At 57.7% G+C, this 23,497-nt stretch carries 25 protein-coding genes; 12 read left to right on the top strand and 13 right to left on the bottom strand.

The window, feature by feature from the left end:
* Positions 1–14: 14 nt before the first annotated feature.
* Positions 15–632 carry a hypothetical protein gene (locus PG871_RS03785; RefSeq protein WP_270726138.1) on the bottom strand — a complete coding sequence of 206 codons (618 nt, stop codon included), beginning with the start codon at positions 630–632 and terminating at the stop codon, positions 15–17.
* Between the two features lie 218 nt (positions 633–850).
* Between PG871_RS03785 and PG871_RS03780 the strand changes: the two genes are divergently transcribed.
* Positions 851–2,146 (top strand): cytochrome P450, encoded by a 1,296-nt coding sequence (locus PG871_RS03780; RefSeq protein WP_270728711.1) that lies wholly within the window; start codon positions 851–853, stop codon positions 2,144–2,146.
* Between the two features lie 125 nt (positions 2,147–2,271).
* Here the strand turns inward: PG871_RS03780 and PG871_RS03775 are convergent, their stop codons facing one another.
* Positions 2,272–4,608, bottom strand: a complete 2,337-nt coding sequence (locus PG871_RS03775; protein WP_270726136.1) for a DNA topoisomerase IV subunit A — start codon at positions 4,606–4,608, stop codon at positions 2,272–2,274.
* A gap of 156 nt (positions 4,609–4,764) precedes the next feature.
* On the opposite strand from PG871_RS03775, the gene PG871_RS03770 reads away from it, so the two are divergent.
* The 8 genes from PG871_RS03770 (at position 4,765) to PG871_RS03730 (ending at position 9,894) form a co-directional block, all read left to right on the top strand.
* Complete coding sequence (locus PG871_RS03770) at positions 4,765–5,394, top strand: SH3 domain-containing protein (RefSeq protein WP_270726133.1); 630 nt, start codon at positions 4,765–4,767, stop codon at positions 5,392–5,394.
* Positions 5,395–5,742: 348 nt separating this feature from the next.
* A complete protein-coding gene (gene bfr / locus PG871_RS03760; protein ID WP_054003662.1) occupies positions 5,743–6,231 on the top strand; it encodes a bacterioferritin in 489 nt (162 codons plus the stop codon).
* A gap of 30 nt (positions 6,232–6,261) precedes the next feature.
* The gene (locus tag PG871_RS03755) at positions 6,262–7,095 is read left to right on the top strand and encodes an SDR family NAD(P)-dependent oxidoreductase (protein WP_270726129.1); all 834 of its coding nucleotides are present in this window, start codon (positions 6,262–6,264) and stop codon (positions 7,093–7,095) included.
* An 86-nt stretch (positions 7,096–7,181) separates the two neighbouring features.
* Complete coding sequence (locus tag PG871_RS03750; RefSeq protein ID WP_270726124.1) at positions 7,182–7,385, top strand: twin transmembrane helix small protein; 204 nt, start codon at positions 7,182–7,184, stop codon at positions 7,383–7,385.
* A gap of 5 nt (positions 7,386–7,390) precedes the next feature.
* Complete coding sequence (locus tag PG871_RS03745; RefSeq protein ID WP_270726120.1) at positions 7,391–7,963, top strand: cob(I)yrinic acid a,c-diamide adenosyltransferase; 573 nt, start codon at positions 7,391–7,393, stop codon at positions 7,961–7,963.
* A gap of 100 nt (positions 7,964–8,063) precedes the next feature.
* On the top strand, positions 8,064–8,192 hold the full coding sequence (locus tag PG871_RS03740; protein ID WP_270726117.1) for a hypothetical protein: 129 nt from the start codon (positions 8,064–8,066) through the stop codon (positions 8,190–8,192).
* A gap of 14 nt (positions 8,193–8,206) precedes the next feature.
* A complete protein-coding gene (locus PG871_RS03735) occupies positions 8,207–8,965 on the top strand; it encodes an electron transfer flavoprotein subunit beta/FixA family protein (RefSeq protein ID WP_270726114.1) in 759 nt (252 codons plus the stop codon).
* Positions 8,965–9,894 (top strand): electron transfer flavoprotein subunit alpha/FixB family protein, encoded by a 930-nt coding sequence (locus tag PG871_RS03730; protein WP_270726111.1) that lies wholly within the window; start codon positions 8,965–8,967, stop codon positions 9,892–9,894. Before PG871_RS03735 ends, PG871_RS03730 begins: the two co-directional genes overlap by 1 nt.
* A 100-nt stretch (positions 9,895–9,994) precedes the next feature.
* Here PG871_RS03730 and PG871_RS03725 read toward each other — a convergent pair whose 3' ends face one another.
* The gene (locus tag PG871_RS03725; RefSeq protein WP_270726109.1) at positions 9,995–10,822 is read right to left on the bottom strand and encodes a DUF6473 family protein; all 828 of its coding nucleotides are present in this window, start codon (positions 10,820–10,822) and stop codon (positions 9,995–9,997) included.
* Positions 10,823–10,982: 160 nt separating this feature from the next.
* Between PG871_RS03725 and PG871_RS03720 the strand changes: the two genes are divergently transcribed.
* Complete coding sequence (locus PG871_RS03720) at positions 10,983–11,858, top strand: 3-hydroxybutyryl-CoA dehydrogenase (protein WP_270726106.1); 876 nt, start codon at positions 10,983–10,985, stop codon at positions 11,856–11,858.
* Positions 11,859–11,988: 130 nt separating this feature from the next.
* Here the strand turns inward: PG871_RS03720 and PG871_RS03715 are convergent, their stop codons facing one another.
* From PG871_RS03715 to PG871_RS03685, 7 genes are all read right to left on the bottom strand, one after another.
* Positions 11,989–12,870, bottom strand: a complete 882-nt coding sequence (locus tag PG871_RS03715; RefSeq protein WP_270728710.1) for a lysophospholipid acyltransferase family protein — start codon at positions 12,868–12,870, stop codon at positions 11,989–11,991.
* Between the two features lie 76 nt (positions 12,871–12,946).
* Positions 12,947–13,225 carry an HPr family phosphocarrier protein gene (locus PG871_RS03710; protein WP_270726103.1) on the bottom strand — a complete coding sequence of 93 codons (279 nt, stop codon included), beginning with the start codon at positions 13,223–13,225 and terminating at the stop codon, positions 12,947–12,949.
* Between the two features lie 3 nt (positions 13,226–13,228).
* On the bottom strand, positions 13,229–13,621 hold the full coding sequence (locus PG871_RS03705) for a PTS sugar transporter subunit IIA (protein ID WP_270726100.1): 393 nt from the start codon (positions 13,619–13,621) through the stop codon (positions 13,229–13,231).
* Positions 13,618–14,550: an RNase adapter RapZ gene (gene rapZ / locus PG871_RS03700; RefSeq protein ID WP_270726098.1), complete on the bottom strand. Its 933-nt coding sequence runs from the start codon at positions 14,548–14,550 to the stop codon at positions 13,618–13,620. The genes PG871_RS03705 and rapZ overlap by 4 nt, the downstream gene beginning before the upstream one ends.
* Positions 14,547–15,017 (bottom strand): HPr kinase/phosphorylase, encoded by a 471-nt coding sequence (locus PG871_RS03695; protein ID WP_270726097.1) that lies wholly within the window; start codon positions 15,015–15,017, stop codon positions 14,547–14,549. Before PG871_RS03695 ends, rapZ begins: the two co-directional genes overlap by 4 nt.
* A gap of 3 nt (positions 15,018–15,020) precedes the next feature.
* Entirely contained in the window at positions 15,021–16,706 is a 1,686-nt protein-coding gene (locus PG871_RS03690) for a sensor histidine kinase (RefSeq protein WP_270728709.1), read from the bottom strand.
* A gap of 33 nt (positions 16,707–16,739) precedes the next feature.
* The gene (locus tag PG871_RS03685; RefSeq protein WP_270726095.1) at positions 16,740–17,441 is read right to left on the bottom strand and encodes a response regulator transcription factor; all 702 of its coding nucleotides are present in this window, start codon (positions 17,439–17,441) and stop codon (positions 16,740–16,742) included.
* Positions 17,442–17,814: 373 nt separating this feature from the next.
* Here PG871_RS03685 and PG871_RS03680 point away from each other — a divergent pair, with 373 nt between their 5' ends.
* Positions 17,815–19,413, top strand: a complete 1,599-nt coding sequence (locus PG871_RS03680) for a phosphoenolpyruvate carboxykinase (RefSeq protein ID WP_270726093.1) — start codon at positions 17,815–17,817, stop codon at positions 19,411–19,413.
* Between the two features lie 88 nt (positions 19,414–19,501).
* Here PG871_RS03680 and chrA read toward each other — a convergent pair whose 3' ends face one another.
* On the bottom strand, positions 19,502–20,794 hold the full coding sequence (gene chrA / locus PG871_RS03675) for a chromate efflux transporter (RefSeq protein WP_270726090.1): 1,293 nt from the start codon (positions 20,792–20,794) through the stop codon (positions 19,502–19,504).
* Between the two features lie 3 nt (positions 20,795–20,797).
* On the bottom strand, positions 20,798–21,616 hold the full coding sequence (locus tag PG871_RS03670) for a sulfurtransferase/chromate resistance protein (protein WP_270726087.1): 819 nt from the start codon (positions 21,614–21,616) through the stop codon (positions 20,798–20,800).
* 329 nt (positions 21,617–21,945) lie between these two features.
* Here PG871_RS03670 and PG871_RS03665 point away from each other — a divergent pair, with 329 nt between their 5' ends.
* The gene (locus tag PG871_RS03665; protein WP_270726085.1) at positions 21,946–22,305 is read left to right on the top strand and encodes a GNAT family N-acetyltransferase; all 360 of its coding nucleotides are present in this window, start codon (positions 21,946–21,948) and stop codon (positions 22,303–22,305) included.
* Here PG871_RS03665 and PG871_RS03660 read toward each other — a convergent pair.
* Positions 22,302–23,447: an alpha-D-ribose 1-methylphosphonate 5-triphosphate diphosphatase gene (locus PG871_RS03660; protein WP_270726082.1), complete on the bottom strand. Its 1,146-nt coding sequence runs from the start codon at positions 23,445–23,447 to the stop codon at positions 22,302–22,304. The genes PG871_RS03665 and PG871_RS03660 overlap by 4 nt on opposite strands.
* Positions 23,448–23,497 lie beyond the last annotated feature (50 nt).

Below are 23,497 nucleotides of genomic sequence, written 5' to 3'. Positions count from 1 at the left end.
AAGCAGGCTTTCAATCAGCGCAGCTCATCCAGTTGCTTCTTACGCTCCGCCCGCTCCTGAGCACTGTCTTTCCAACACTGTGCCAACACATCTGCCGGCACGTCATCCACCAGGCAGGCGCGGTTGTCATACATCCAGGATTCGATCTGCTTGGCGGCATTGAACGTCAGGTTTTCCATCTGCTCTTCGGCGGTCATCGTGAGGCCCGAACTCACACCAATTGAGGTAAAGCTCTCAAGCACAACGAATTCGCGCGCCTCGTCATTAAATTTGCCACCGGCGCGGTCATCCCATGCGGTGACGGTGATGATAAGCGCGGATTTTGGCGACAGCACCAGCGGCACACCGTTCTGCGCCAACACATAGCCCGAAATGTTGATCCCAAAGTGAACAACCCGGTCGCCGTCATACCGGCCAAATCGCGCATCTATGGCGTTTTTCATCGACGCGATGAAAACGTCCTTGGAGGCCTCACGCGACAGCGGGCCTTTTTGGAATTGTGGCGCCACCACAATATTGTGACCCAGCACAAAATCGCCCAGGTCACGCTTCTCATCAGTCACGGGGCCACTCGGGGCCGTGCAGGATACCAGCGCCGCGAGTGCTGCGACACAAATTGCCAATCGGATCATGCTCGACGGTCCCTCTTGCTCTCTTTGTCTGGTGGCATACCCGAACCATGCGGTTGGCGCAATCGTAGGCTATGTGCAACGATGTGATCGCCGTAGTCTTGCGCTACGTATCGGACTTGAAACACTTCAGGAGTACCGCTGTGACTGTTCCACTGGCCAAGTCTTCCGACCGCAAACCCCCGGTTTTTGTGCCATTGGCAACCGAGCCACTCGGGCTCATGGGGTCACTCAAGGCGGCGCGCAGCAATCTCTTGTCAATTCTGCCAGAAATCGCGGTGCGTCAACCGATGGTTTCGGGACAAACCGGGATCCGCTGGCACATGGTCATGGACCCTGGCGCGATTCGACGGGTGCTGCTGGAAAACGTCGACAACTACCCCAAATCCAAAGCCACCAAAAACATCTTGCGCCCCGCTATTGGCGACAGTCTTTTTGTCGCCGAGGGCGCCCATTGGCGCTGGCAACGCCGGGCTGCCGCACCGGTGTTCAGTCAGCGCAACATGCTGGCGCTGGCCCCGTTCATGAGCGCCGCCGCTTTGCGATCTGTCGCGCGTGTGTCCGCCGCTGGTAACCGCGCCGTGGATTTTCAGGACGAGATGGTGCGCACCACCTTTGATGTGATTTCCGAGGTGACGTTCTCCGGCGACGGCAGTTTTGATGCAGACGCTGTGCACCGCGCCATCGACCTTTATATCGCCGAGGCCGGCAAGGTCTCTTTGCTCGACATGCTTGGCATTCCCGACTGGGTTCCCCGCCCGGGGCGGATGTTTTCCGGCAAAGCCGTGGGCAAGATGAAAGCTGTGGCGGATGAAGCGATCGAGGCCCGCCGCACACGCGGCGCAGGCGAGGTGCCGGACCTTCTGGATTTGTTGATGGCCGGCGTCGATCCCGAAACTGCCAAATCCATGAACACATCCGAACTGCGCGACAACTTATTGACCTTCATTGTGGCAGGCCACGAAACCACCGCGCTGACGCTGGCTTGGTCGTTGTATCTGTGTGCCTACGACCAAGACATTCAGGATCAGGCGCGGGCAGAGGCTTCCTCTGTCATTAAAGGAGAGGCCGCCACCGGCGAAGAAGCCGCGCGCATGCCCCTGATCCGTCAGATCGTGGACGAGGCGCTGCGGCTTTACCCTCCGGCAGGGATCATTTCGCGGACCGCGCAAGAGGCAGACGTGCTCTGTGCCCGCGACATCCGCCCGGGCGACACAGTTATGATCCCGATCTATGCGCTGCATCGCAATCATGCGCTCTGGGAGGATCCAAACGCGTTTGATCCCGGCCGTTTCGCAGATCGCAAGACTGTGGATCGCTATGCCTACCTGCCTTTTGGGGACGGGCCGCGTATCTGCATCGGCGCGAGCTTTGCCATACAGGAAGCCGTGATGATCCTCGCCACTTTACTCACCCGTTTCCGCTTTGATCCAGTGGCGGGACGTGACCCGGATCCCGTGATGATCCTGACGTTGCGGCCTGAAAATGGCGTCTGGCTGACGGCGCGTCCGGTTTAGGGCGAGCGCCCGCCCCCTTGAGGGGTTGGGCGTGGCAGCGGCGATGCCGCGGCTTTGGGGCCAGCCCCCGACGCGGCAAGCCGCGTCTCCCCCGGGGTGTATGTGACCAGAAAGAAGCGCAGACTTTAGCCGAACGTGTAGGTTTTAGGGAATCCGTAGGGCGCCTTTTTGCCAACGCCTGCGCGTTTGCCCAGCCATTCGCTGAGGTCTGCTTCATGACGGGTCTTACCACCCATCGACCAGCTCAGACCTTCAGCCCAGTCAAAGGTTGTGATGTCAGACAGTCCGCCATCCAACTCCAATGTGCCCTGACGTCCGCGTGCCATGTTGTATTTCTGAATGCGCACGCCCTTGCCGCGGCCCAGTTCCGGCAACTCTTCCAGTGGGAACACAAGGAAACGGCCATTTTTGGATACCACAGCAACGTGATCTCCGGATGCAGGAATGCAAATCTGTGCGCGTGCGTCATCCTTGACATTCAGCACCTGCTTGCCTGTCCGCGTCTGCGCAATCACGTCTTTCTCAGGCACCACAAACCCGTCTCCAGCGCTTGAGGCGACCAACAGCTTGCGCTCTTTATCATGCACAAAAATATCAACAATTTCAGCTTCATTCGGGAGATCCACCATCAATCGAAGAGGCTCACCCATGCCGCGGCCACCCGGCAAATTGGCGGCACTCAGCGTGTAGAACCGCCCATTGGTGGCGAACACCAGAAGGCGGTCGGTCGTCTCTGCGTGGAAAACAAACCTCGGGCCGTCGCCGTCTTTGAATTTCAGTTCACGCGTCAGGTCAATGTGACCCGACATGGCGCGGATCCACCCCATCTGAGAGCAGACAACCGTGATCGGTTCGCGGTCAATCATCGCCTCGATCGGCACATCTTCGACTTCGCCCGCCTCGGCAAACTGAGTACGGCGCGCGCCACCTTCGTGGTCCTTGCCAAAGAGCTTTTTGGCCTCTTTCAGCTGATCCGAAATGCGCTCCCACTGCAGGCTATCACTGTCTAGCAGGTCTTCGAGCCCGGCGCGTTCCAGCATCAAGGCGTCGCGTTCCCGCACCAGTTCCAGCTCTTCCAGACGACGCAAACTGCGCAGGCGCATGTTCAAAATCGCTTCGGCCTGAACTTCTGTCAGTTCGCCCTCACCGGTCGTCGGCAGCGGCGACGTATAGTCGCTTTCGGAGGTGGCCCGCGCGTGATCCATCCCCCAATCCTCGGCCATAAGCGCTTGTTTGGGCGCATCATCATAGCGGATGATATCAATCACACGATCCAGATTGAGGAAGGCAATGATAAAGCCTTCAAGCACCTCAAGCCGGTGGTCGATCTTTTCCATGCGGTGCTTGGAACGGCGGATCAACACCTCGCGGCGGAAGTCCAAGAACGCCCGCAGCACTTCTTTCATCGAACAGACCTTGGGCGTGACCCCGTCGATCAGCACATTCATGTTCAAGGAGAACCGCACCTCAAGATCGGAGTTGCGGTAAAGCATGTTCATCAGGACGTCTGGGTCCACATTCTTGGATTTTGGCTCCAGCACCAGCCGGATATCGTCGGCGCTTTCGTCGCGCACATCGCCAAGGATCGGCACTTTCTTGGTTTGGATCACCTCGGCCAATTTCTCGATCAGGCGTGATTTCTGCACCTGATAGGGGATCTCGGTGACCACGATCTGCCACTGTCCCCGGCCCAAGTCTTCTTTTTCCCATTTGGCCCGCAACCGGAACGATCCGCGTCCAGTGCGATAGGCCTGCGCAATGTTTTCTTTGGGTTCAACAATCACGCCGCCGGTGGGAAAATCCGGTCCCGGGACATAGTTCAGCAACGTGTCTTCGCGCACATCCGGTGTCTTGATCATATGCAGACAGGCGTCGCACAGCTCGGCAATGTTATGCGGCGGAATGTTCGTCGCCATGCCGACCGCAATGCCGCTGGATCCATTCGCCAGAAGGTTCGGGAAGGTTGCCGGCAAAACCACAGGTTCTGTCAGCGTGCCGTCGTAGTTCTCGCGGAAATCGACGGCGTTCTCATTGAGACCTTCCAACATGGCCTCAGCCACCGAGGTCATCCGCGCTTCCGTGTATCGGCTGGCAGCGGGGTTATCACCGTCAATGTTGCCAAAGTTTCCCTGACCGTCGACCAGCGGATATCGGACGTTGAAATCCTGCGCCAGACGGGCCATCGCATCATAAATCGCCATATCGCCGTGCGGGTGATAGTTGCCCATCACGTCGCCGGAAATCTTGGCCGATTTACGATAGCCACCCGAAGAGTTGAGCTTCAACTCGCGCATCGCATAAAGAATCCGGCGGTGCACTGGCTTCAAACCGTCACGGGCATCCGGCAAGGCGCGGTGCATGATCGTGCTCAGCGCATAGGTCAGATAGCGCTCGCCAATGGCGCGGCGCAGCGGTTCAGTCACATTCTGGGCGGAGAAGTCGTCGTCGATCTGGTCGGTCATACTGCGGTGATACCCAAGGCCGCGGCCCCGGTAAAGCAGATCGATGGGGACAATTCAGGATTTTTTCCCCTGAGGATGGACTCCTCCCATCGATAATCTGTTATCGTGATGCGTGCCTATTTATTGTGACGTGCCCAGTATTTCGGAGATTTTCTCGTGAACAAGTTTGTTGTTGTCAGTTTAGCGGTCATGGCTTGGGCGTTTTATGAGCTCAGCGGCGGGTCCGACTTTGAACCAAAATACCGTCGCGATGTCGTCCAGGCTCAAACCCAGAATCCCCTTGTTTCTCCTGAGCCCGCACGCATCACCCCAACACCCATTGAACCTGTTGTTACACAGGCCGCAGCGGTGGTGCCGACGGTGCATCGCACGTCCGAAGCCAAGATCGAAACCGTTACCGCAACGCCTGCATCTCACGCATCATTTCTCAACGTCAGCGCTGCATCAGCTGAAAGCTTTCAAACGCCAAAGGTTGCATCCCTCTCTCAAACAGATTCTTTTGCTGCGCCAGACACAAAAATCGAGACTCAGCCGACACTCGCCGCTCTGAATTCGACCGACGTGATTCTCGACGCACCTCAGAAAGATTTGCGCGCGGTACGTGGCTCTCGCGTGAATTTGCGCGGCGGACCGGGCACGTCGTTTGCAGTTTTGGGCGTTCTAACCCGTGGGCAAGAAGTTGAAGTGCTGCGCGACGAGGGCAAGGGTTGGGTGAAATTGCGCGATCAAGAAACCGGCCGCGTCGGCTGGATGGCAGGCAAAATGCTTGCCCAAATCACCAATTGATCCAAACGTAGATAAACTTTTCTTCAGACTAATTTTGTCAGGATTGACTACCTGACCGTTTTTATCGTACTTCTCGGCCAAATACAAAGCTCAAGGCCCGAAGTATGATTGTCTGCAGTTGTGAACGAATCTCGGACACCGATATTCACTCAGCCATTAATTGGATGCGCGCGTCAGACACCAACGCAATTATTACACCTGGAAAAATCTATCACGCCCTCGGGAAATCGCCCAATTGCGGCGGCTGCATGAAGCTTTTTGTTGCCTCAATGCGCGCAAACCCTAATCTGGAAGTGCCAGCCGAATTACGCGGTCTGCGCAGCGCACCATCCAGAAGGAGTGAACGTGATGAAGGGCGATCCCAAGGTTATCGAGTATCTGAACAAGGCGCTGCGGGTTGAACTGACCGCCGTCAGTCAATTCTGGCTGCACTATCGTCTGCAGAAAGACTGGGGCTACGGCAAGCTTGCCAAGAAGATGCGTGAAGAAAGCATCGAAGAGATGGAGCATGCCGACAGCCTGATCGACCGCATCATCTTCCTCGAAGGCCATCCAAACCTACAAACGTTGGACGCGCTGCGCATCGGCGAAAACGTGCGCGAGACCCTTGCGTGCGACCTCGAAGCGGAAATGGAAGCCGTCGCCCTTTACTCCGAAGCTCGGAAGTATTGCGCCGACGTGGGCGATTATGCGTCGATGGGGCTGTTTGAAAGCTTGATCAACGACGAGCAGGGTCATATCGACTTCCTTGAAACACAGCTCGATCTGCACGACACGATTGGCGCTCAGAACTACGGCCAACTCAACGCCGAAAGCGCCGACGAAGCAGACGACTGAAACACGCCCAATGGGGCAGCCGGACACACAATGACCAAGAAGACCATTCTCATTACCGGCTGCTCGACAGGCATTGGCCTTGTCGCTGCCCGCGACCTGCGTCAACGCGGCTGGCACGTGATTGCCAGCTGCCGCAAGCAACGCGACTGCGACCGCCTGCGCGCCGAAGGCTTCCTGAGCCCTCGACTGGACTACCGTGACACCGACAGCATCACCGCCGCGGTGGCAGAGGTCATTGCCGAAACCGGTGGCACTTTGGATGCGGTCTTTCACAACGGGGCGCGCGGCCTGCCCGGCGCGGTCGAAGACCTCCCCACCGACGGATTTCGCGATCTGATGGAAAGCAACCTGTTGGGCTGGCACGAGCTGACACGACAGCTCATGCCAATCATGCGCACGCAAGGGCACGGACGAATTGTCTTGAATTCATCGGTGCTGGGCTACGTGCCCATGCGCTATCGCGGGGCCTATGTGGCCACAAAATTCGCCCTCGAAGGCTGGGCCGACTGCCTCAGGATCGAATTGCGCGACAGCCCGATCAACGTCAGCTTGATAGAGCCCGGGCCGATCACCTCTGCCTTGCGCCGCAACAATGCGAAGCAATTTCACCGCTGGATCAACTGGGAAAGCTCACCCCACTCCGACAGCTACCGCACAGGCCTCGTTGCGCGCTTTGCCGAGGATAAACAGAGCCTTGATCCGTTTGAGTTGCCCGCGGAGGCGGTTGTCGCCAAACTCATCCACGCGCTCGAAAGTCCCCGCCCCCGCGCCCGCTATCGTGTCACCAAGCCCGCCCACATAATGTCCATCCTGCGCCGGCTTCTGCCGACAAAAACGCTCGACTGGGTGATCTCCAAGGGCTGAAACGCCGTAGTTGCCCAGCAAGGGAGTTCAGTTTTGCCCAAACTGCGGCTATGTCTGAACCCCGTCAAAGAAGCAGGAGCAGAATCATGGCCAACGATCCCCTTTTCTGGGTTGCCGCAATCGCATGTCTGAGTGTGCTGGTCATTCTGGTGATCGGCGTCGGAGCCTTTGCCAAGGGCGGCGATTTCAATCGCAAATATGCCAACAAGCTCATGCGCCTGCGCATCGCCGCACAATTCATTGCGGTGGTGATGATCCTGATATTTGTCTGGTTCCGCACGGGAGGCTGATCAACATGGTTGTTCTAAACAAGATCTACACCCGCACCGGCGACAAAGGCACCACCGCGCTTGGTAATGGCAACCGCGTCGCCAAATACGATGCGCGCGTCACGGCCTACGGCACGTCGGATGAACTCAACGCCACGCTGGGCGTCGCCCGCCTGCATGCCACAGGCGCCATGGACACTCAGCTGTCCTACATTCAGAACGATCTCTTTGATCTCGGCGCGGATCTCTGCCGCCCTGACATGGCCAAGGACGCCACCGCCGAATACCCGCCGTTGCGCATGGCCGAAAGTCAGGTCCTGCGACTTGAAGCGGAAATCGACGCCATGAATGACCGGCTCGAACCGCTTCGCAGCTTTATTCTGCCCGGCGGCTCCGCCTTGTCAGCACATTTGCACATTTGCCGGACCGTCGCCCGCCGTGCCGAACGCCTCGCAGTGGAACTGGCGCAGTCCGAAGAGGTCAACCCGCATGTCGTGACGTACCTCAACCGGCTGTCGGACTGGTTCTTTGTGGCTGCACGCATCGCCAACGACGATGGCCGCGCTGATGTGCTCTGGGTCCCCGGCGCGAATCGCTAAGTCTGCGCTTTCCGCACGGTGGCGCTAACATCACGCCTTACGCAATTTGTCCTTACGTAACTTTTCTGCGCCGCCGCAATATTCTTGCAAGAAACGTAACGTGAAACCGCTCAACGTGACGTCGATAGGCGCGATCGTGACGATTTTGCTCTGTTTCACGGCCGCGCAAGAATATATCAAAGCCCAGAGAGCATTGCTTGAGCCGGACCCCGGCTCTGACATTTTGTAAGGAGTCCTACGCCCATGAAGGTACTTGTGCCTGTCAAGCGCGTGATTGACTACAACGTGAAGGTCCGTGTGAAAGCGGACGGGACCGGTGTCGATCTCGCCAACGTAAAAATGTCGATGAACCCATTCGACGAAATCGCCGTCGAAGAGGCCATCCGCCTGAAAGAAGCCGGCAAGGCTGACGAAGTGATCGCAGTGTCGATTGGCGTCAAGCAAGCTCAGGAAACCCTGCGCACTGCCCTCGCCATGGGCGCCGACCGCGCTATTCTCGTGGTTGCTGCTGACGATGTACATCAGGACATCGAGCCGCTGGCCGTTGCCAAAATCCTCGCCAAAGTGGTCGAGGAAGAGCAGCCCGGTCTGGTTCTCTGCGGCAAGCAGGCGATCGACAACGACATGAACGCCACTGGTCAAATGCTGTCCGCCCTTCTGGGTTGGTCGCAAGCGACTTTTGCCTCCGAGGTCGACATCGACGGCGACAAAGCCGTTGTGACCCGCGAAGTGGACGGCGGTCTGCAAACCATCAAGGTTTCGACCCCAACCATCATCTCGGTTGATCTGCGTTTGAACGAGCCACGCTATGCGTCGCTGCCAAACATTATGAAAGCCAAGAAAAAGCCGCTGGACGAGAAAACAGCTGCTGATTACGGCGTCGACGTCACACCGCGTCTTGAAGTTGTTAAAACTTCCGAGCCGTCCGAGCGTGCCGCAGGCATCATGGTTGGCTCCGTAGACGAGCTGGTCGAGAAACTCAAAGAAGCGGGGGCTGTGTAATGGCTGTTCTTCTTCTCGCAGAAGTCAACAATGGCGAACTGGCGATGGACGCCACCGCCAAGGCTGTCACCGCATCCAAAGCTTTGGGTGACGTGACCATTCTGGCCGCTGGCGCATCTGCCGCAGCCGCTGGCGAAGCCGCTGCCAAAATCGACGGCGTGGCCAAGGTTCTGGTCGCTGAAGACGCTTCTCTGGGCCACCGCCTTGCAGAGCCGACGGCAGCCCTGATCGTGTCCCTCGCAGGTGACTACAGCCACATCGTGGCGCCTGCCACCACTGACGCGAAAAACGTGATGCCCCGCGTGGCAGCACTTTTGGACGTGATGGTGCTTTCCGAAGTGACCGCAGTGATCGACGCCGACACATTCGAGCGTCCGATCTATGCCGGTAACGCCATCCAGACTGTGAAATCGTCCGATGCCAAGAAGGTTATCACCTTCCGCACATCGACCTTTGACGCAGCTGGCGAAGGTGGCTCGGCCGCAGTCGAAACAATCGGTGCTACTGACAATCCCGGCTTGTCCGAATGGGTTGAAGACAAGGTTGCCGAAAGCGATCGCCCCGAGTTGACCTCGGCCGGCATCGTTGTCTCCGGTGGTCGTGGTGTTGGCTCGGAAGAGGACTTCAAAATCATCGAAGCTCTCGCCGACAAACTGGGGGCCGCCGTTGGCGCATCCCGCGCAGCCGTTGACTCGGGCTATGCCCCCAACGACTGGCAGGTTGGTCAGACTGGTAAAGTCGTTGCACCGGATCTGTACATCGCCGCAGGTATCTCGGGCGCCATTCAGCACCTTGCTGGTATGAAAGACTCCAAGATCATCGTTGCAATCAACAAAGACGAAGAAGCACCTATTTTCCAGGTTGCCGACTTTGGTCTGGTTGCCGATCTGTTTGAGGCCGTTCCGGCCTTGACCGACAAGCTTGGCTAACGCCCATCAGGCGGCCTAGGCCGCCTGCCCTAGACACACAAAAAGGCCCGCTCATTGGCGGGCCTTTTCTTTTGCGATAATCCAACCGGGGCGAAGTTGGTCAGATCAGGTCTTTGACCTTCTCGGCGACCTTCCGAGCCGTAAGCTCGTGTACTTTCGGGCCAAGCATAACCTTCGCCGCCACCTTTTCCATTTCAGAGCACACCATGCCGTCGGTGGACTGCACCGCGTCTTCAGCCGTTACAACCACTTCGACAAGACCGTCGACCAACGGGTCCAGCCCATCCAGCATCCCTCGATCAACAAACAACGGATCGCGACCAAGCTCTAAGGTCGCAACCTCGTCATCCGGGGAATGTGCCGACACCCACAAAAGGATGACTTTGCCGCTGATGGTATTGAGCAACAGCTTCATCCGGGCGTTCCACGCCATCTTCAGCTCTTCGCGCACCATCGCATATCGCTCTGGCGCCCGTGACTGCAGCGTTTGCAGCATATGCCGGTTAAAATGAAATTCGCTGAAGTCGACCTCAGGAAACACCAGTTGCATCATTTGCGATGCGCCGATGAACCGGTCATTGCGGCGCGGATGCACCTTGTAATACCGGTTCGACATATTCTGCGCGCCCATCACCTGAATCACCGTGACATCAGCATGTTGCGCCACATCCAACGCCGGTGGCTCCGCGAGAAAGGCATCAATGCCAGCGTTCACACAACCCAGATTGACGCATTCCATATCCAATTCGTCTTCGACCAGCGACACAAACGGGGTCGGTACAAATTTTCCATAGGTCTCCGTTCCACCGATGAAAGCCACATAGGCATCTTCAAGCGTCTTTTTCGGACCACGAAATGTGATCCGAGATTTTCCATACCGACACGGAGCGTAATCAATTTCACCAGCGTCCATTTTAGCAAACGACATATTTTCACCACAACTATCCTCACCCGCGCCCAGATTCGCGCAAACTGTTTGCCAAATGCCTAAAGTGCTAAGTTACAGTAAATTTTAGCCACCCCGCCCCCTTGCGGTGGGGTGAAACGCAGGCATAAGGTTCGACAAAGCCAAATAATGGGGTCGGATCATGGACATCGGGTCAATCGGAGTGGTCGGAGCCGGCCAAATGGGCAATGGCATCGCGCATGTTATGGCGCTGGCGGGTTATGAAGTCCTGCTCAACGACATCGATCAGAGCGCATTGGACGCTGCTGTCGCGCGAATCGACAAGAACCTCGAACGTCAAGTGAGCCGAGAAAAGATCTCCGCAGACGAGAAAGCCGCTGCGATGGCGCGCATTGCCACCACCTTGGAACTGCCCGCTTTGGGTGGCACTGATTTGGTGATCGAAGCCGCAACCGAACGGGAAGAAATCAAGCATCAGATCTTTGACACGCTGAAGCCGCATCTCAGCCCGGACACGATCCTGACTTCCAATACGTCGTCGATTTCGATCACCCGCCTGGCTTCGCGTACCACCCACCCTGAGCGGTTCATGGGGTTCCACTTCATGAATCCGGTGCCGGTGATGCAGCTGGTCGAACTGATCCGTGGCATTGCAACCGATGAACCTACTTATCAGGCGTGCTTGGGCATCGTCACCAAGCTGGGCAAAACCGCTGCCAGCGCCGAGGATTTCCCGGCCTTCATCGTGAACCGCATCCTGATCCCGATGATCAACGAGGCGTGCTATACGCTCTACGAAGGTGTGGGCAATGTGGCGTCGATCGACAACGCCATGAAACTCGGTGCCAACCACCCGATGGGGCCGCTGGAACTGGCCGATTTCATTGGGTTGGACACCTGCCTAGCGATCATGAACGTGCTGCATGACGGATTGGCGGACACGAAATACCGCCCCTGCCCGCTTTTGACCAAATACGTCGAAGCCGGCTGGCTGGGTCGGAAAACCAAACGTGGGTTTTATGACTACCGTGGAGACGTGCCGGTCCCGACCCGCTGACCCTGCCTGATCGCAATTCATCGGTGCGCTGACGCGCTCAGGTTTTGCGCGTGCTTACGCCTGCACGGTGGGCGAGGCTCTGCCTCGCGCTCCGGGGTATTTCGAGCCATAGAGATGTGAAGAAAAGGCTTTAGCCGGACTTGCCCAGATCCAAGGTGTGCTGACGCAACCAAGCCATAAAGCCGCGCGGATCGCTTTGCAGCATTTCCATCTGTTCGTCGGTCAGTGGCGCGCCGACCACGGGTTTTTGCGGCTTGTTACAAGATCTGACGATCTCATGCAGCAAAAGGCCCTGCCGAAAGATCGGCGACACTTTGTTGGCGATCTGATATGCGCGGCTGTTGGACCCGGGATAGAAAATCGGCACAACCCGCGCACCAGAACGGCGGATCATCTGGGCGGTAAAGACATTCCACTCTTGCTCGATTGCCGGTCCAAACCAGCTCTCAGAGCTCATAACGACACCCGAAGGGAAGAGCGCAACGACGCCGCCCTCTTTGAGGTGGGACATGGCCTTGCCGCGCATTTCGACCATCTTGCGCTGCGCGTCCGGATCATGCGGGAAAGGCACCGGGATCATAAAGCTCGAGGCCGCTTCGTCCAGACCAGTTAGCACAGACCGCGTCAGAATCCGGTAATCCTGCCGGACCCTGCCGATGAGATCTGCAAAGATCATGCCATCAACCATGCCGTGCGGGTGGTTGGCCACAACCACAACCGGGCCATCCGTCGGGATGTTTGCCAACTGTTCAGCAGGCGTTGTGAGCTCGATGCCCATTACGTCCAGTGCGCCGCGCCAGAAACGTTGCCCCCGGAATTTCTCGTTGTTTCTCTCGAACTTGTTAACCATGCCCAAGATGGTCAACTTGCCAGTCATCCATTCGATGGCGCGAATGGCAAAGCCCGTCCAGCGGTCGTCAAACGAGTTGGCATAGGTCAGCGTGCGGCGGTCATAAACCTGCCCTTCGCTGTCATGGGCGGTCTCGCTTCCGCCTTTGCCTTTGTTCGCCATATGTGGCTCTGGCACTGTGTCCACCAACTTATTCTTCCCGTTCTTCGGCCAAACACTTGGCCGTCCGTCTTTCGCTTTAAAAGCCTTCGCCGAACTTGTCGGCAACAAGCGCTTCGATGGCATCGGCCAGCGCCTCTGCGTCCGGTCCGCTAGTCGCGACATCCACAGACGTTCCCTTGGACGCCGCCAACATCAGCAACCCCATAATACTGTCGCCGCTTGCGCTCAACCCATCCTTGGACACTTCTGCGGATGCGTCAAACCCTTCGACCACTTCCACCAATTTGGCAGAGGCCCGCGCATGCAACCCTTTTTCGTTGACGATTGCCAGTGTGCGTAATGTGGTTTCACTCATGGCTCACCCCGTGTGGATATTTTGGCTGTCGATGTATTTGCGACCGGCATCCAGCGACAAACGCACCGCATCCCCGACCTCAAGGTGACGGCTTTTGGCCAGCTTGATCAGCATCGGCAAATTGGCCCCATAGAGGATGCGCCGATTGGCAGGCGCACAGGCGCGCAGGCTGAGGTTGGAGGGCGAGCCGCCAAACATGTCAGTGACGATGACCACGCCATTGCCGCTGTCGACGGCATCTGCTGCTGCGCAAATTTCGCCTTGCTTTGTGGCCCGGTCGTGGTCTGGTTCAATCGCGATGGCAGAGACGCCATTTTGCGCGCCGACCACATGCTCCATGGCTGCCAGGTACTCACCCGCCAGCCCGCCATGTGCCACGATCACAATTCCGATCACGCTTTGTCTTCCCCATCTGCTGTGCTGTCCGGCCCATGTCCCGGAAGCGTTGCGACCCGGTTGAGTTCGCGATGCCTAATTGACACCCGCCAGCCCTGTTGTGCAAGAGCAGCCGCGACGGAATCAGCCATAAAAACCGATCTATGCCGCCCCCCCGTGCACCCAAATGCGATCATCAGGTGGCTCCGGCCTTCTCCGATGTAAGCAGGCAACAGAGTCGTCAGCATTTTCGTGAGTGAGTCGAAAAACGGATCAAACGACGGATCATCCGCGACATAGGCCCCCACAGGTGCATCCCCACCGTCCATCGGACGCAAATCGGGCTCCCAATGCGGATTGCGCAGGAAGCGGCAATCAAAAACCATATCGGCACTTTGCGGCAAACCCCGTTTGTAGCTGAAAGACGTCACTGTCAGCGCCAGGGATTGACCGTCTTTGGGGGCGTAATGCTGTTCCACCGCCGCGCGCAATTCATGTGGGCTCAGCTCTGAGGTGTCGATCAACACATCCGCTCGGGCCCGCACAGGCGCAAAAAGTTCCAACTCACGGCGAATGCCCTGTGATGGCTCCCCGTCGGGCGCCATCGGATGGCGGCGGCGCGTTTCGCTGTAGCGTCGGGCAAGAACATCGGCGCGACAGTCCAGGTACAAAAGCTCGGGGTCGGCCTCGTGGACGCCTTTCAGAAGGTCGAGCGCCTCCAGCAATGCCTGCGAGGAAAAATCCCTGTTGCGCACATCAAGACCCAGCGCCAATGGGCCCGTCAGCGGCTGATCCGAAAGCAGCCGGCCCAACAGGCCAATCGGCAAATTGTCGATGGTTTCATAGCCGCTGTCTTCGAGCGCATTGATGGCCGTTGAACGGCCCGCGCCGGACGGGCCTGTTAGCAGCAAAAGACGGTGCTTTTTCGATGTCGACGGCGCTGCGGTCACGCATCTCTCCCTTCGCGCAGGTATTGCAGAATCGCTGCTGCAAAATGCGCTGCTTCGACCCGTCGGCACAAGGGGATAGAATGGCCAAGTAGCACGACCTGTTGCGGATGCGGCAAGCGGTCCTCCTCAACCCTGTCCATGTCCACGGCAAGCACCACCTCGGCTTCTGTCGCGGTCTGCCCCCGCAAAATGCCAACTCCGCGCGCTTCGATCTTGCCGCGAATGGTGCTTGGCGCGCGAGCCGTCAAGGTCGATCCACTCTGGCGAAGGACAGTACAGTCGTCTGCCACTAACGTTGCGCCATAGGCCATCAATTCTAATGCAAGCGCGGACTTACCGCTGCCGGATTTGCCCGTGATCAGAACCGCGCACCCGTTAAGGGCCACACAGGAAGCATGCAGGGTGGTGTCATCGAGGTCTGACGCTCCGGCGTGGGTGCCTGATCCGCCATCCTCGCCGGTCGCCATGACTTACACCGGAAGGCCGACCACGAAACGGGCGCCCAGAGGTTCAGAGGTGATGTCGGCATCTGTGGGACGGATATTTTCGGCCCAGATCACGCCGCCATGTGCTTCTACGATCTGTTTGGAGATCGCCAGCCCAAGACCGGAGTTATTGCCAAAGTCGGATTCAGGCCGATGCGAGTAAAAGCGGTTGAAGATCTTGTTAAGCGCCTGTTCCGGAATGCCGGGGCCCGTGTCCTCGACCACTACCAACACCCGGTTTTCGCGTTTGCGCGCCCAGACGCGAATGGCGTCACCGTCTTCGCAAAAGCTGATCGCGTTGGTGATCAGATTGACAAACACCTGCGCCAGCCGCGCCTCAAGTCCGTTGATCTCAATTGGCACTTCCGGCAGGTCGCTGACGAACTCGATGCCTTTGCCCTTGGCGTCCTCCCCCAGATACTGGGTCAGGTTGCCAATCATCTCGAGCAGATTGAACTGCTCCTCTTCTTCTTTGACCAATTCGCTGTCCAAACGGGACGCATTGGAAATATCACTGACCAGACGGTCCAGACGGCGCACATCGTGCTCAATCACATCAAGCAATTTCTCGCGATGCTCTTCCTTCTTTACCATCCGAAGCGACCCAACGGCGGAACGCAATGAGGCCAGCGGGTTTTTAATCTCATGCGCCACGTCAGCCGCGAATTGCTCGTTGCTGTCGATGCGTTCATACAAGGCCGAAACCATTCCGCGCAACGCACCGGACAAGCGGCCGATCTCATCAGGCCGGGCCGTCAAATCAGGGATACGCACGCGGCCCGGGTTGACCTTGCGTGTGTCGTTGTCGCGCCCGATCTCGGCTGCTGCGGCCAGATCGGACAATGGGTTGGAAATCGTAGACGCCAGAACCATCGACAGACCCACCGACACCACAGTGGCAATCAAGAACATCTGCAAAACGCGCTCACGCTCAGAACTGACCATCTGATCCAGCTCTCCGGCAGCGCTGACCAGCACCACCGCACCAACGTTGCGCCCGGCTTGTTGTACAGCCACACCCACGGCGAACACTGTATCACCGTCAGCGGCCTCCAACGTCGCCAGATGCTCACCTTCGGCCAGCGCCAGCTCCGCAATCTGGCTAAGACGCGCTTCACTTTCGGCGTCTTCTCCCAGCCCGCTTTCACCATCTCCTCCGATGGTTTCCCACAGTTTGTTCAGTGTCGATGTAAGCGGCGTGCCCTCTGGACGTTCCGCCAAAGCCTGCGCTGCGCTTGACGTGGCCTCCCCGACCTTCATGCCAACGGCGTTCTTGGAAGTGTCAAAGACAAAGACGCTTGTACCTTTTTGCAAAGGCAGCTTTTCCAGCGTACCGCCCACTTTGACACCATCATCAGTTGCCAAATTGACCGGCGCCCCAGACGGCATCTGCGCTTCAAAGGCACCCGCGATCAACCGTCCTTCGGCAATCAGGCCCGAAGCACGTTGCACCGCAAAACTGTCGCGTGCACTGTTGAGATACAAGATACCCGCGACCAGAACGCACAACGCGATCAGGTTGAAAGTGATGATCTTGCGCGTTAGCGGGGATTTGCTCAGCGGCAAAAGCCGACGACGTTCCCGCCGTCCGCGCATCTCCCTTTCGACGTTGGCTTCGGGCGCGACCCAGTCATCGCCCAATACAACGTCTCCGTCCCGCCCTTGGGCCATGTCCTGCACGTCGGTCCTTCCGGCCTTGCGTCGTTACTCTTCGTTGTACCTATAACCGATGCCATAGAGCGTCTCAATCGCTGAGAAGTCAGAATCAGCAGTCCGCATCTTCTTGCGCAAACGCTTGATATGGCTGTCAATTGTACGGTCATCGACATAGACCTGATCGTCATAGGCCACATCCATCAGCTGATCGCGGCTTTTCACAAAACCGGGACGCTGTGCCAGCGCCTGCAGCAACAGGAATTCCGTCACCGTCAGGGTCACGTCCTGACCCTTCCAGCTGACCGAGTGGCGCAGCGGATCCATCGTCAACTCGCCGCGCTCCATGATCTTTGTATCTTCGGTATCGCCGACGATTTCGCCGTCGACTGCTTCCTGCCGACGCAGAAGCGCGCGGATGCGTTCAACCAAAAGACGCTGCGAGAATGGCTTTTTGACGTAATCGTCCGCCCCCATGCGCAGGCCGAGAACCTCATCGATCTCGTCATCTTTAGACGTCAGGAAAATCACCGGCATCGCGGTTTTCTGTCGCAAACGCTGCAACAGGTCCATGCCATCCATGCGCGGCATTTTGATATCCAGGACGGCCATGTCCGGGAGTTTTTTGTTAAATGCGTCCAGCGCTTGCTGGCCGTCATTGTAGGTCTCTACTTCAAATCCCTCTGCCTCAAGGGTCATAGATACGGACGTCAGGATATTCCTGTCGTCGTCCACCAAGGCGATCTTCGACATCTGTCAGATCCTTATGTTGCTCGTTTTATTGCCTGTTTTTTGCGCCAGTATGCGCATTAGGGACTCCGGCAATCAATGTAAAAGTGCGATTCGCGTCTTATTTCGCCCTCATTTGGCCTCAAATTCACTTCCGAATGGCTAATTTGTCTCACTTTTGTTGCGCAAACGGGCACCCAGGCGCCAATAGGAACATTTGATTGCGCTAACCTGCATTTGATTGCGCTAACTGCGTCAAAGCCGCCTGTTCATCCTTGGAAACCGCATGTTATGACCGCCGTGTCACGCTTCGGAGCGTTTGAACGCGCAAGATTATTTCGTTCCGAGGGCTTAAAAGGACCGCCGCCAACAAAATGCGGCTACAGGAGTGTAAAAAATGACATTTGGACGGGTAAACCCGAACTTCCGCCTGCAAGATCAAGGGATCGAAGGTCTGGGAAATGTCTATTACAACTTTATGGAGCCCGCCCTGATCGAAAACGCGCTTAAGCGTGGCGAGGGCACTCTGGGCAATGGCGGCACATTCCTTGTCAGCACCGGTGAATTCACCGGCCGCTCGCCCAAGGACAAATTCACCGTCCGCACCCCCACCACCGAAGACACCATCTGGTGGGAAAACAACGCCCCGATGGAAGCAGACGCCTTTGATCGCCTGCACGCCGATATGCTCGAGCATATGAAAGGCGGCGAATACTTTGTGCAGGATCTGACAGCCGGCGCCGACCCAACCCACGCAATCAACGTGCGTGTGGTAAACGAATTGGCTTGGCACAACCTCTTTATCCGCCACTTGCTGCGCCGTCCCACCCGCGACGCGCTGGACACATTCGTGGCTGATTATACCATCATCAACTGCCCGACCTTCAAGGCGGACCCGAAAAAGCACGGCTGCCGCACCGAGACAGTGATTGCCGTGAACATCGACAAAAAGATGATCCTGATCGGCAACACCGAATACGCCGGCGAAAACAAGAAATCCGTCTTTGGCCTGTTGAACTACATCTTGCCGGAAAAAGGCATCATGCCGATGCACTGCTCCGCCAACCATGCCAAAGGCAACCCGGTCGACAGCGCCGTGTTCTTTGGTCTCTCCGGCACCGGCAAAACCACGCTTTCTGCTGACCCCAACCGGACGCTGATCGGCGATGACGAGCACGGCTGGTCCGATCGCGGCACCTTCAACTTCGAAGGCGGCTGCTACGCCAAGACTATCGGCCTCAACCCCGAAGCAGAGCCAGAAATCTACGCCACCACGCAAATGTTCGGCACTGTGATCGAGAACATGGTCTACGACGAAGACACCAAGGAACTCGATTTTGAGGACAGCAGCCTGACCGAGAACATGCGCTGCGCCTATCCTCTGGAGTCGATCCCGAACGCGTCGGACAACGGCTTAGGCGGCCACCCCAAGAACGTGATCATGCTGACCTGCGACGCATTCGGTGTGCTGCCTCCGGTGGCCCGCCTGACACCCGCGCAAGCAGAATATCACTTCCTGTCGGGCTTCACCGCCAAAATGGCTGGCACCGAGCGTGGCGTGACCGAACCATCACCTGCCTTCTCGACCTGCTTTGGCGCGCCTTTCATGCCACGTCGCCCCGAAGCGTACGGCGCCCTGCTGCGTCAAAAGATTGCCGAGCACGGCACCACCTGCTGGCTGGTCAACACCGGCTGGACCGGTGGCGCTTATGGTACAGGCTCGCGTATGCCGATCAAAGCCACCCGCGCTTTGCTGACCGCAGCGCTCGACGGCTCGCTCAACCACGTTGAGTTCCGCAAAGACGCCAACTTCGGCTTCGAAGTGCCCGTCTCTGTACCAGGTGTTGATGACAGCCTGCTCGATCCACGCAGCACATGGGCCGACAAAGACGCCTATGACGCCCAAGCCGCCAAACTGGTGGGCATGTTTGCTGACAACTTCGAGCAATACCTGCCCTACATCGACGCAGACGTGAAAGCGGCTGCAATCGGCTAAGCTTGACGACAGACGAATTCAAAAAGCCCCGGCGAAAGCCGGGGCTTTTTCGTTGGGTCCGTCCGCCAAGCACCAAGTATATCTGGCGTCAGATCAGCAGTCGCAAACCAGCGCCCAGAAGCGCCGCGACGAAGAGAACCCTGATGATACCCCAGTGCAACCGAAAGGCCAAAAACCCGCTAATAAGGAACAGGGCGACAGTGAGCCATTCGACGGTTTCAATGTCCGGCCTCCAAAGCGTGATAGGCCCAAGCTTCTGCTGACTGACGTCAGCGAACAACACATGCATCGCGAACCAGATCGAGAGATTTAGGATGACACCAACGACTGCGGCAGTGATCGCCTTGAGAGCTCCTCGCAGCCTCGGTTGGCTTGATATCCATTCGATGTATGGGGCACCGGCAAAAATCCAGAGAAAGCACGGCGCGAAGGTGACCCATAGAGCCACCACAGCAGCGCTCAGCCCAAGAAGAAGCCCGCCCTCTTTGAACCCTGCAAGAAACCCGACGAATTGCGTAACCAGAATAAGCGGCCCGGGCGTGGTTTCGGCCAAGCCGAGCGCATCGACAACCTCCCCCGCTGTCAACCAGCCGAAGTGCCCCACAACATCCTGCGCCATATAGGCGAGGACCGCGTAGGCACCGCCAAAGGTCACAACGGCAAGCGTCGAGAAGAACATGCCGACTTCGACCAGAAGTTCCGGCGCGCCCGAACCTGCGAGAGCCATCAGCGGCAAAAGCCAGATCGCCAGCCACAGGACAATTGTGCCAATGGTCTTGCGGACCGACACATGCGCGGTGCCAATGGTCTGCCCATCTGCATCCGGAGTTCCCATGAACCAGCCAAACACTCCCGCAATAAGCACGATCAGCGGGTATGGAATGGACAGAAAGAACAACCCAACAAACGTCATACCGGCGATGATCCAGTGCACGCGCTGCGAAAGCGCCTTTTTCGCGACCCGCATCAGCGCCTCAACCACGATCACCAGAACGGCTGCCTTGATGCCATAAAACAAAGCCTCTACGAGGGGCACGTTGCCATAGATGCTGTAAATCGCCGCTAGCATCATGATCACAACGGCACCGGGCAGCACAAACAACAGCCCCGCGATCAGACCCCCTCGCGTGCCATGCAACCGCCACCCGGCATAGGTTGCCAATTGCATCGCCTCAGGGCCAGGCAAGAGCATACAAAAGCTCAACGCATTCAGGAATTGCTGCTCAGAAAGCCAACTGCGGTCCTCGACGATCTCTTTATGCATAAGCGCGATCTGGGCCGCCGGCCCCCCGAACGACAGAATACCGATCTTCCACCAAACCTGTGTCGCTTCCGCAAGCGTCGGGGTTTCATCAACCCGCACGTTACTGGATAAACTCATGATCTATCCCCTCGCCGACGCGGCAGGCCAGTCGTGTCCTTCGGCCGTCGCATCGCGCGCCCATCGATAGAATGCATCATAAAGAACCATGCCAGCTTCGAGTTGTTCAAGGTCGTCGCGATACATTCGCGACAGGCCCAATGAGGCGGCAAGAAGCCCTGCTGTTTCAGGGGCCAGATCATGCCTGTTGGTGTCGGCACCGCGAACGATTAAGGCCAATCGCTCCAACGCTTTATGTTTAATGCCAAATTCTTCAACCATCGTATCGAATGTGCATTTTTCGCCGCGATGACTCCAGAACACGTCTTCGATGTCGAAGGGCGTCGCACTAAAACGTTCCGCCACATTGGAGACCTGCGAGGCTGCGACGAAAAGTATTTGAGCGTTTGGATCGATAAACCGGCGAATAAGCCAGGGACAGGCGATCCGGTCGATCTTTGGCCTGTGTCGCGTGACCCAGACCGTGCGCCCGCTGGCATCAAGCGGCGGGAGCTTTTCAGCAAGAACCATCGGATGTCCGGCATCCCTCCACGCGAACTGGCCGCCTTCAAGGACTTCCGCCTTCACACCGGCTGATCGCAACAACGCAGCAGCACCCTGGCTGATCTTCAGGCCCTTCTGACAATAGATGACAACAGAACGGCCCACGAGCGCGTCGGCTAGTTCAAGCACGTCTAGAAAGGGATGACGGACCGCGCCGGGGATCAGGTGCGGGTCCGCTTCGAAATCTGCATCTATGCGCACATCTAAAAGCACGGGGCAGTCTGGTGTGCCCACCAAGCGGGCCAATGTCGAAACGGGGATTTCATTGTATGACGCCATAAAGCATCCTCCTTGAACAGGTTGGAAGGATGCAAGTTTGGGCTGGCGCCTCACGAGGTTCTTGCAGACCCCTGAACCATTTTTGTAAACGCGGGTTTCGCAACCGTCAACCTCCCGAGCAGACCTCCGCCACCTTGCAAAGTAAACGCAGGAGCGGCGCAATGTGAGCGTTTTCTGCAAGCGGCCTAACGTCTTCTTCTGTGCGTGTCTGACTCCGCACGAAATCCGGTTGCTACCTGCAGTTTTTAGGGCGATCTCGCACCGCCAAACGAGCTGCAACCCTATCCCTGACAATAGACTTCAAATGCCACAGCCCCTAATCTCGCTTTATGCATATTCGCCCTGAAACGCCCGGTGACATCATCGGCCATGTGATGTTCTCGCCCATGGCCGCACCCGTCCGCGCCTTGGGCCTCGCGCCAGTCTCCGTCGCACCCGATCACCAGAAACAAGGCATAGGCGCGCAGCTCATCCGCCGTGGCTTGTCCCAAGCGCAAATGGACGGCTGGCAAGCCAGCTTTGTTTTGGGCAACCCGGACTACTACACACGTTTCGGCTATTCGGTGGACATCGCCAAAGGCTTCACCAATGTCTTTGCCGGGCCGTACTTCATGGCGCTTGAGCTGACACCCGGTGCGCTAAAGACGCCTTTCGCAGTGTCCTACGCCGCGGCCTTTGACCAACTTTAAGCCGCCCGCACCCCTTTGTGCCACACGGCCCGCAACGCAGGCACACCTTCGGTCAATCTAAATCGGATCAGGTCAGCTTGCAGTCCCACCGCCAAGCGCCCGCGATCCGTCAAATTGGTGTATTCCGCAGGCGCGGCTGTGACCGTGCGCAGCCCCTTGGCCATGTCACCCCATTGATTGCCAAGCATGACAGCGCCCAACAACAAAGACGACGGCACATAATCCGACGACAGAATGTCCAACAGGCCTTTCTCCGCCAACTCCATCGCCGCGACGTTGCCCGAATGTGATCCGCCGCGCACTAGGTTCGGCCCGCCCATGATATTGGCAATGCCGTGGGTATGGTTCGCCTTTGCGGCTTCGACCGTGGTTGGAAACTCCGCCAAGCGAATACCATAGCCCGCCGATGTGGCCACCTGAGCCGCCGTCGTGTCATCGTGGCTTGCCAATACCGCACCGAACCGCTCCGCAGCGTCAACCGTGGCACGCTCATGTTTGAGACCGAACGTGTCATGCAGCCCAACAAGAAACGCCATGTACTCGTCAAACCCATCCGCATCCATCGCGTACTTGCCGCGAACATAGGCCTCAAATTTCGACAGATCCGTGAACTGGCGCTGCCCCGGCGTGTGATCCATCAAGCTCACGATGCCGATACGGTCTTCTGGACCGAACTCTTCCAACTCCTCCACCAATGTCTCCGAACAGGTTTCGGCACGCAAATGGATGTGGTGGCTGATCCGCAACCCGCCGCTGTCGCGCATCGACAGGATCTCATTCGCCACCGACCGCGCATATTTCCCGTATTTCTTGTTTGGATCGCTCAAGATCGACCCGACGCGCAGCGCATCAAATACCGTCGTGATGCCAACACTCGCCAGCTCGGCGTCATGCGCCACAATCGCCGCCTGATGCGGCCAGTCCACTTTGGGCCGTGGCCGCATGTGTCGCTCAAGGTTGTCGGTGTGCAACTCGACCAGACCCGGAGCGACATAGTCCCCCTCGCAGTCCTGCGCGCCGCTTGGCACAGCGGCCCCCTGGTCCATCTCAGCAATCAGCCCGTCGCGCACAACAATAGACCCGGTTACGGTCTCGTTGGGCAAAACAAGGGTGGCATTTGCAAGGATCATCTCTTGTGTCATGTGGGTGTCACGCATTCTTGGCATTCGCTGTCAAAAGGTTGAAAGAGTCA

The organism is Shimia sp. Alg240-R146, assembly GCF_947331465.1.
In the GTDB taxonomy this organism is placed as follows: Bacteria; Pseudomonadota; Alphaproteobacteria; order Rhodobacterales; family Rhodobacteraceae; genus Shimia.
The sequence above is the reverse complement of the archived record's forward strand: the minus strand, read 5'-3'. Positions and strand labels throughout refer to the sequence as shown.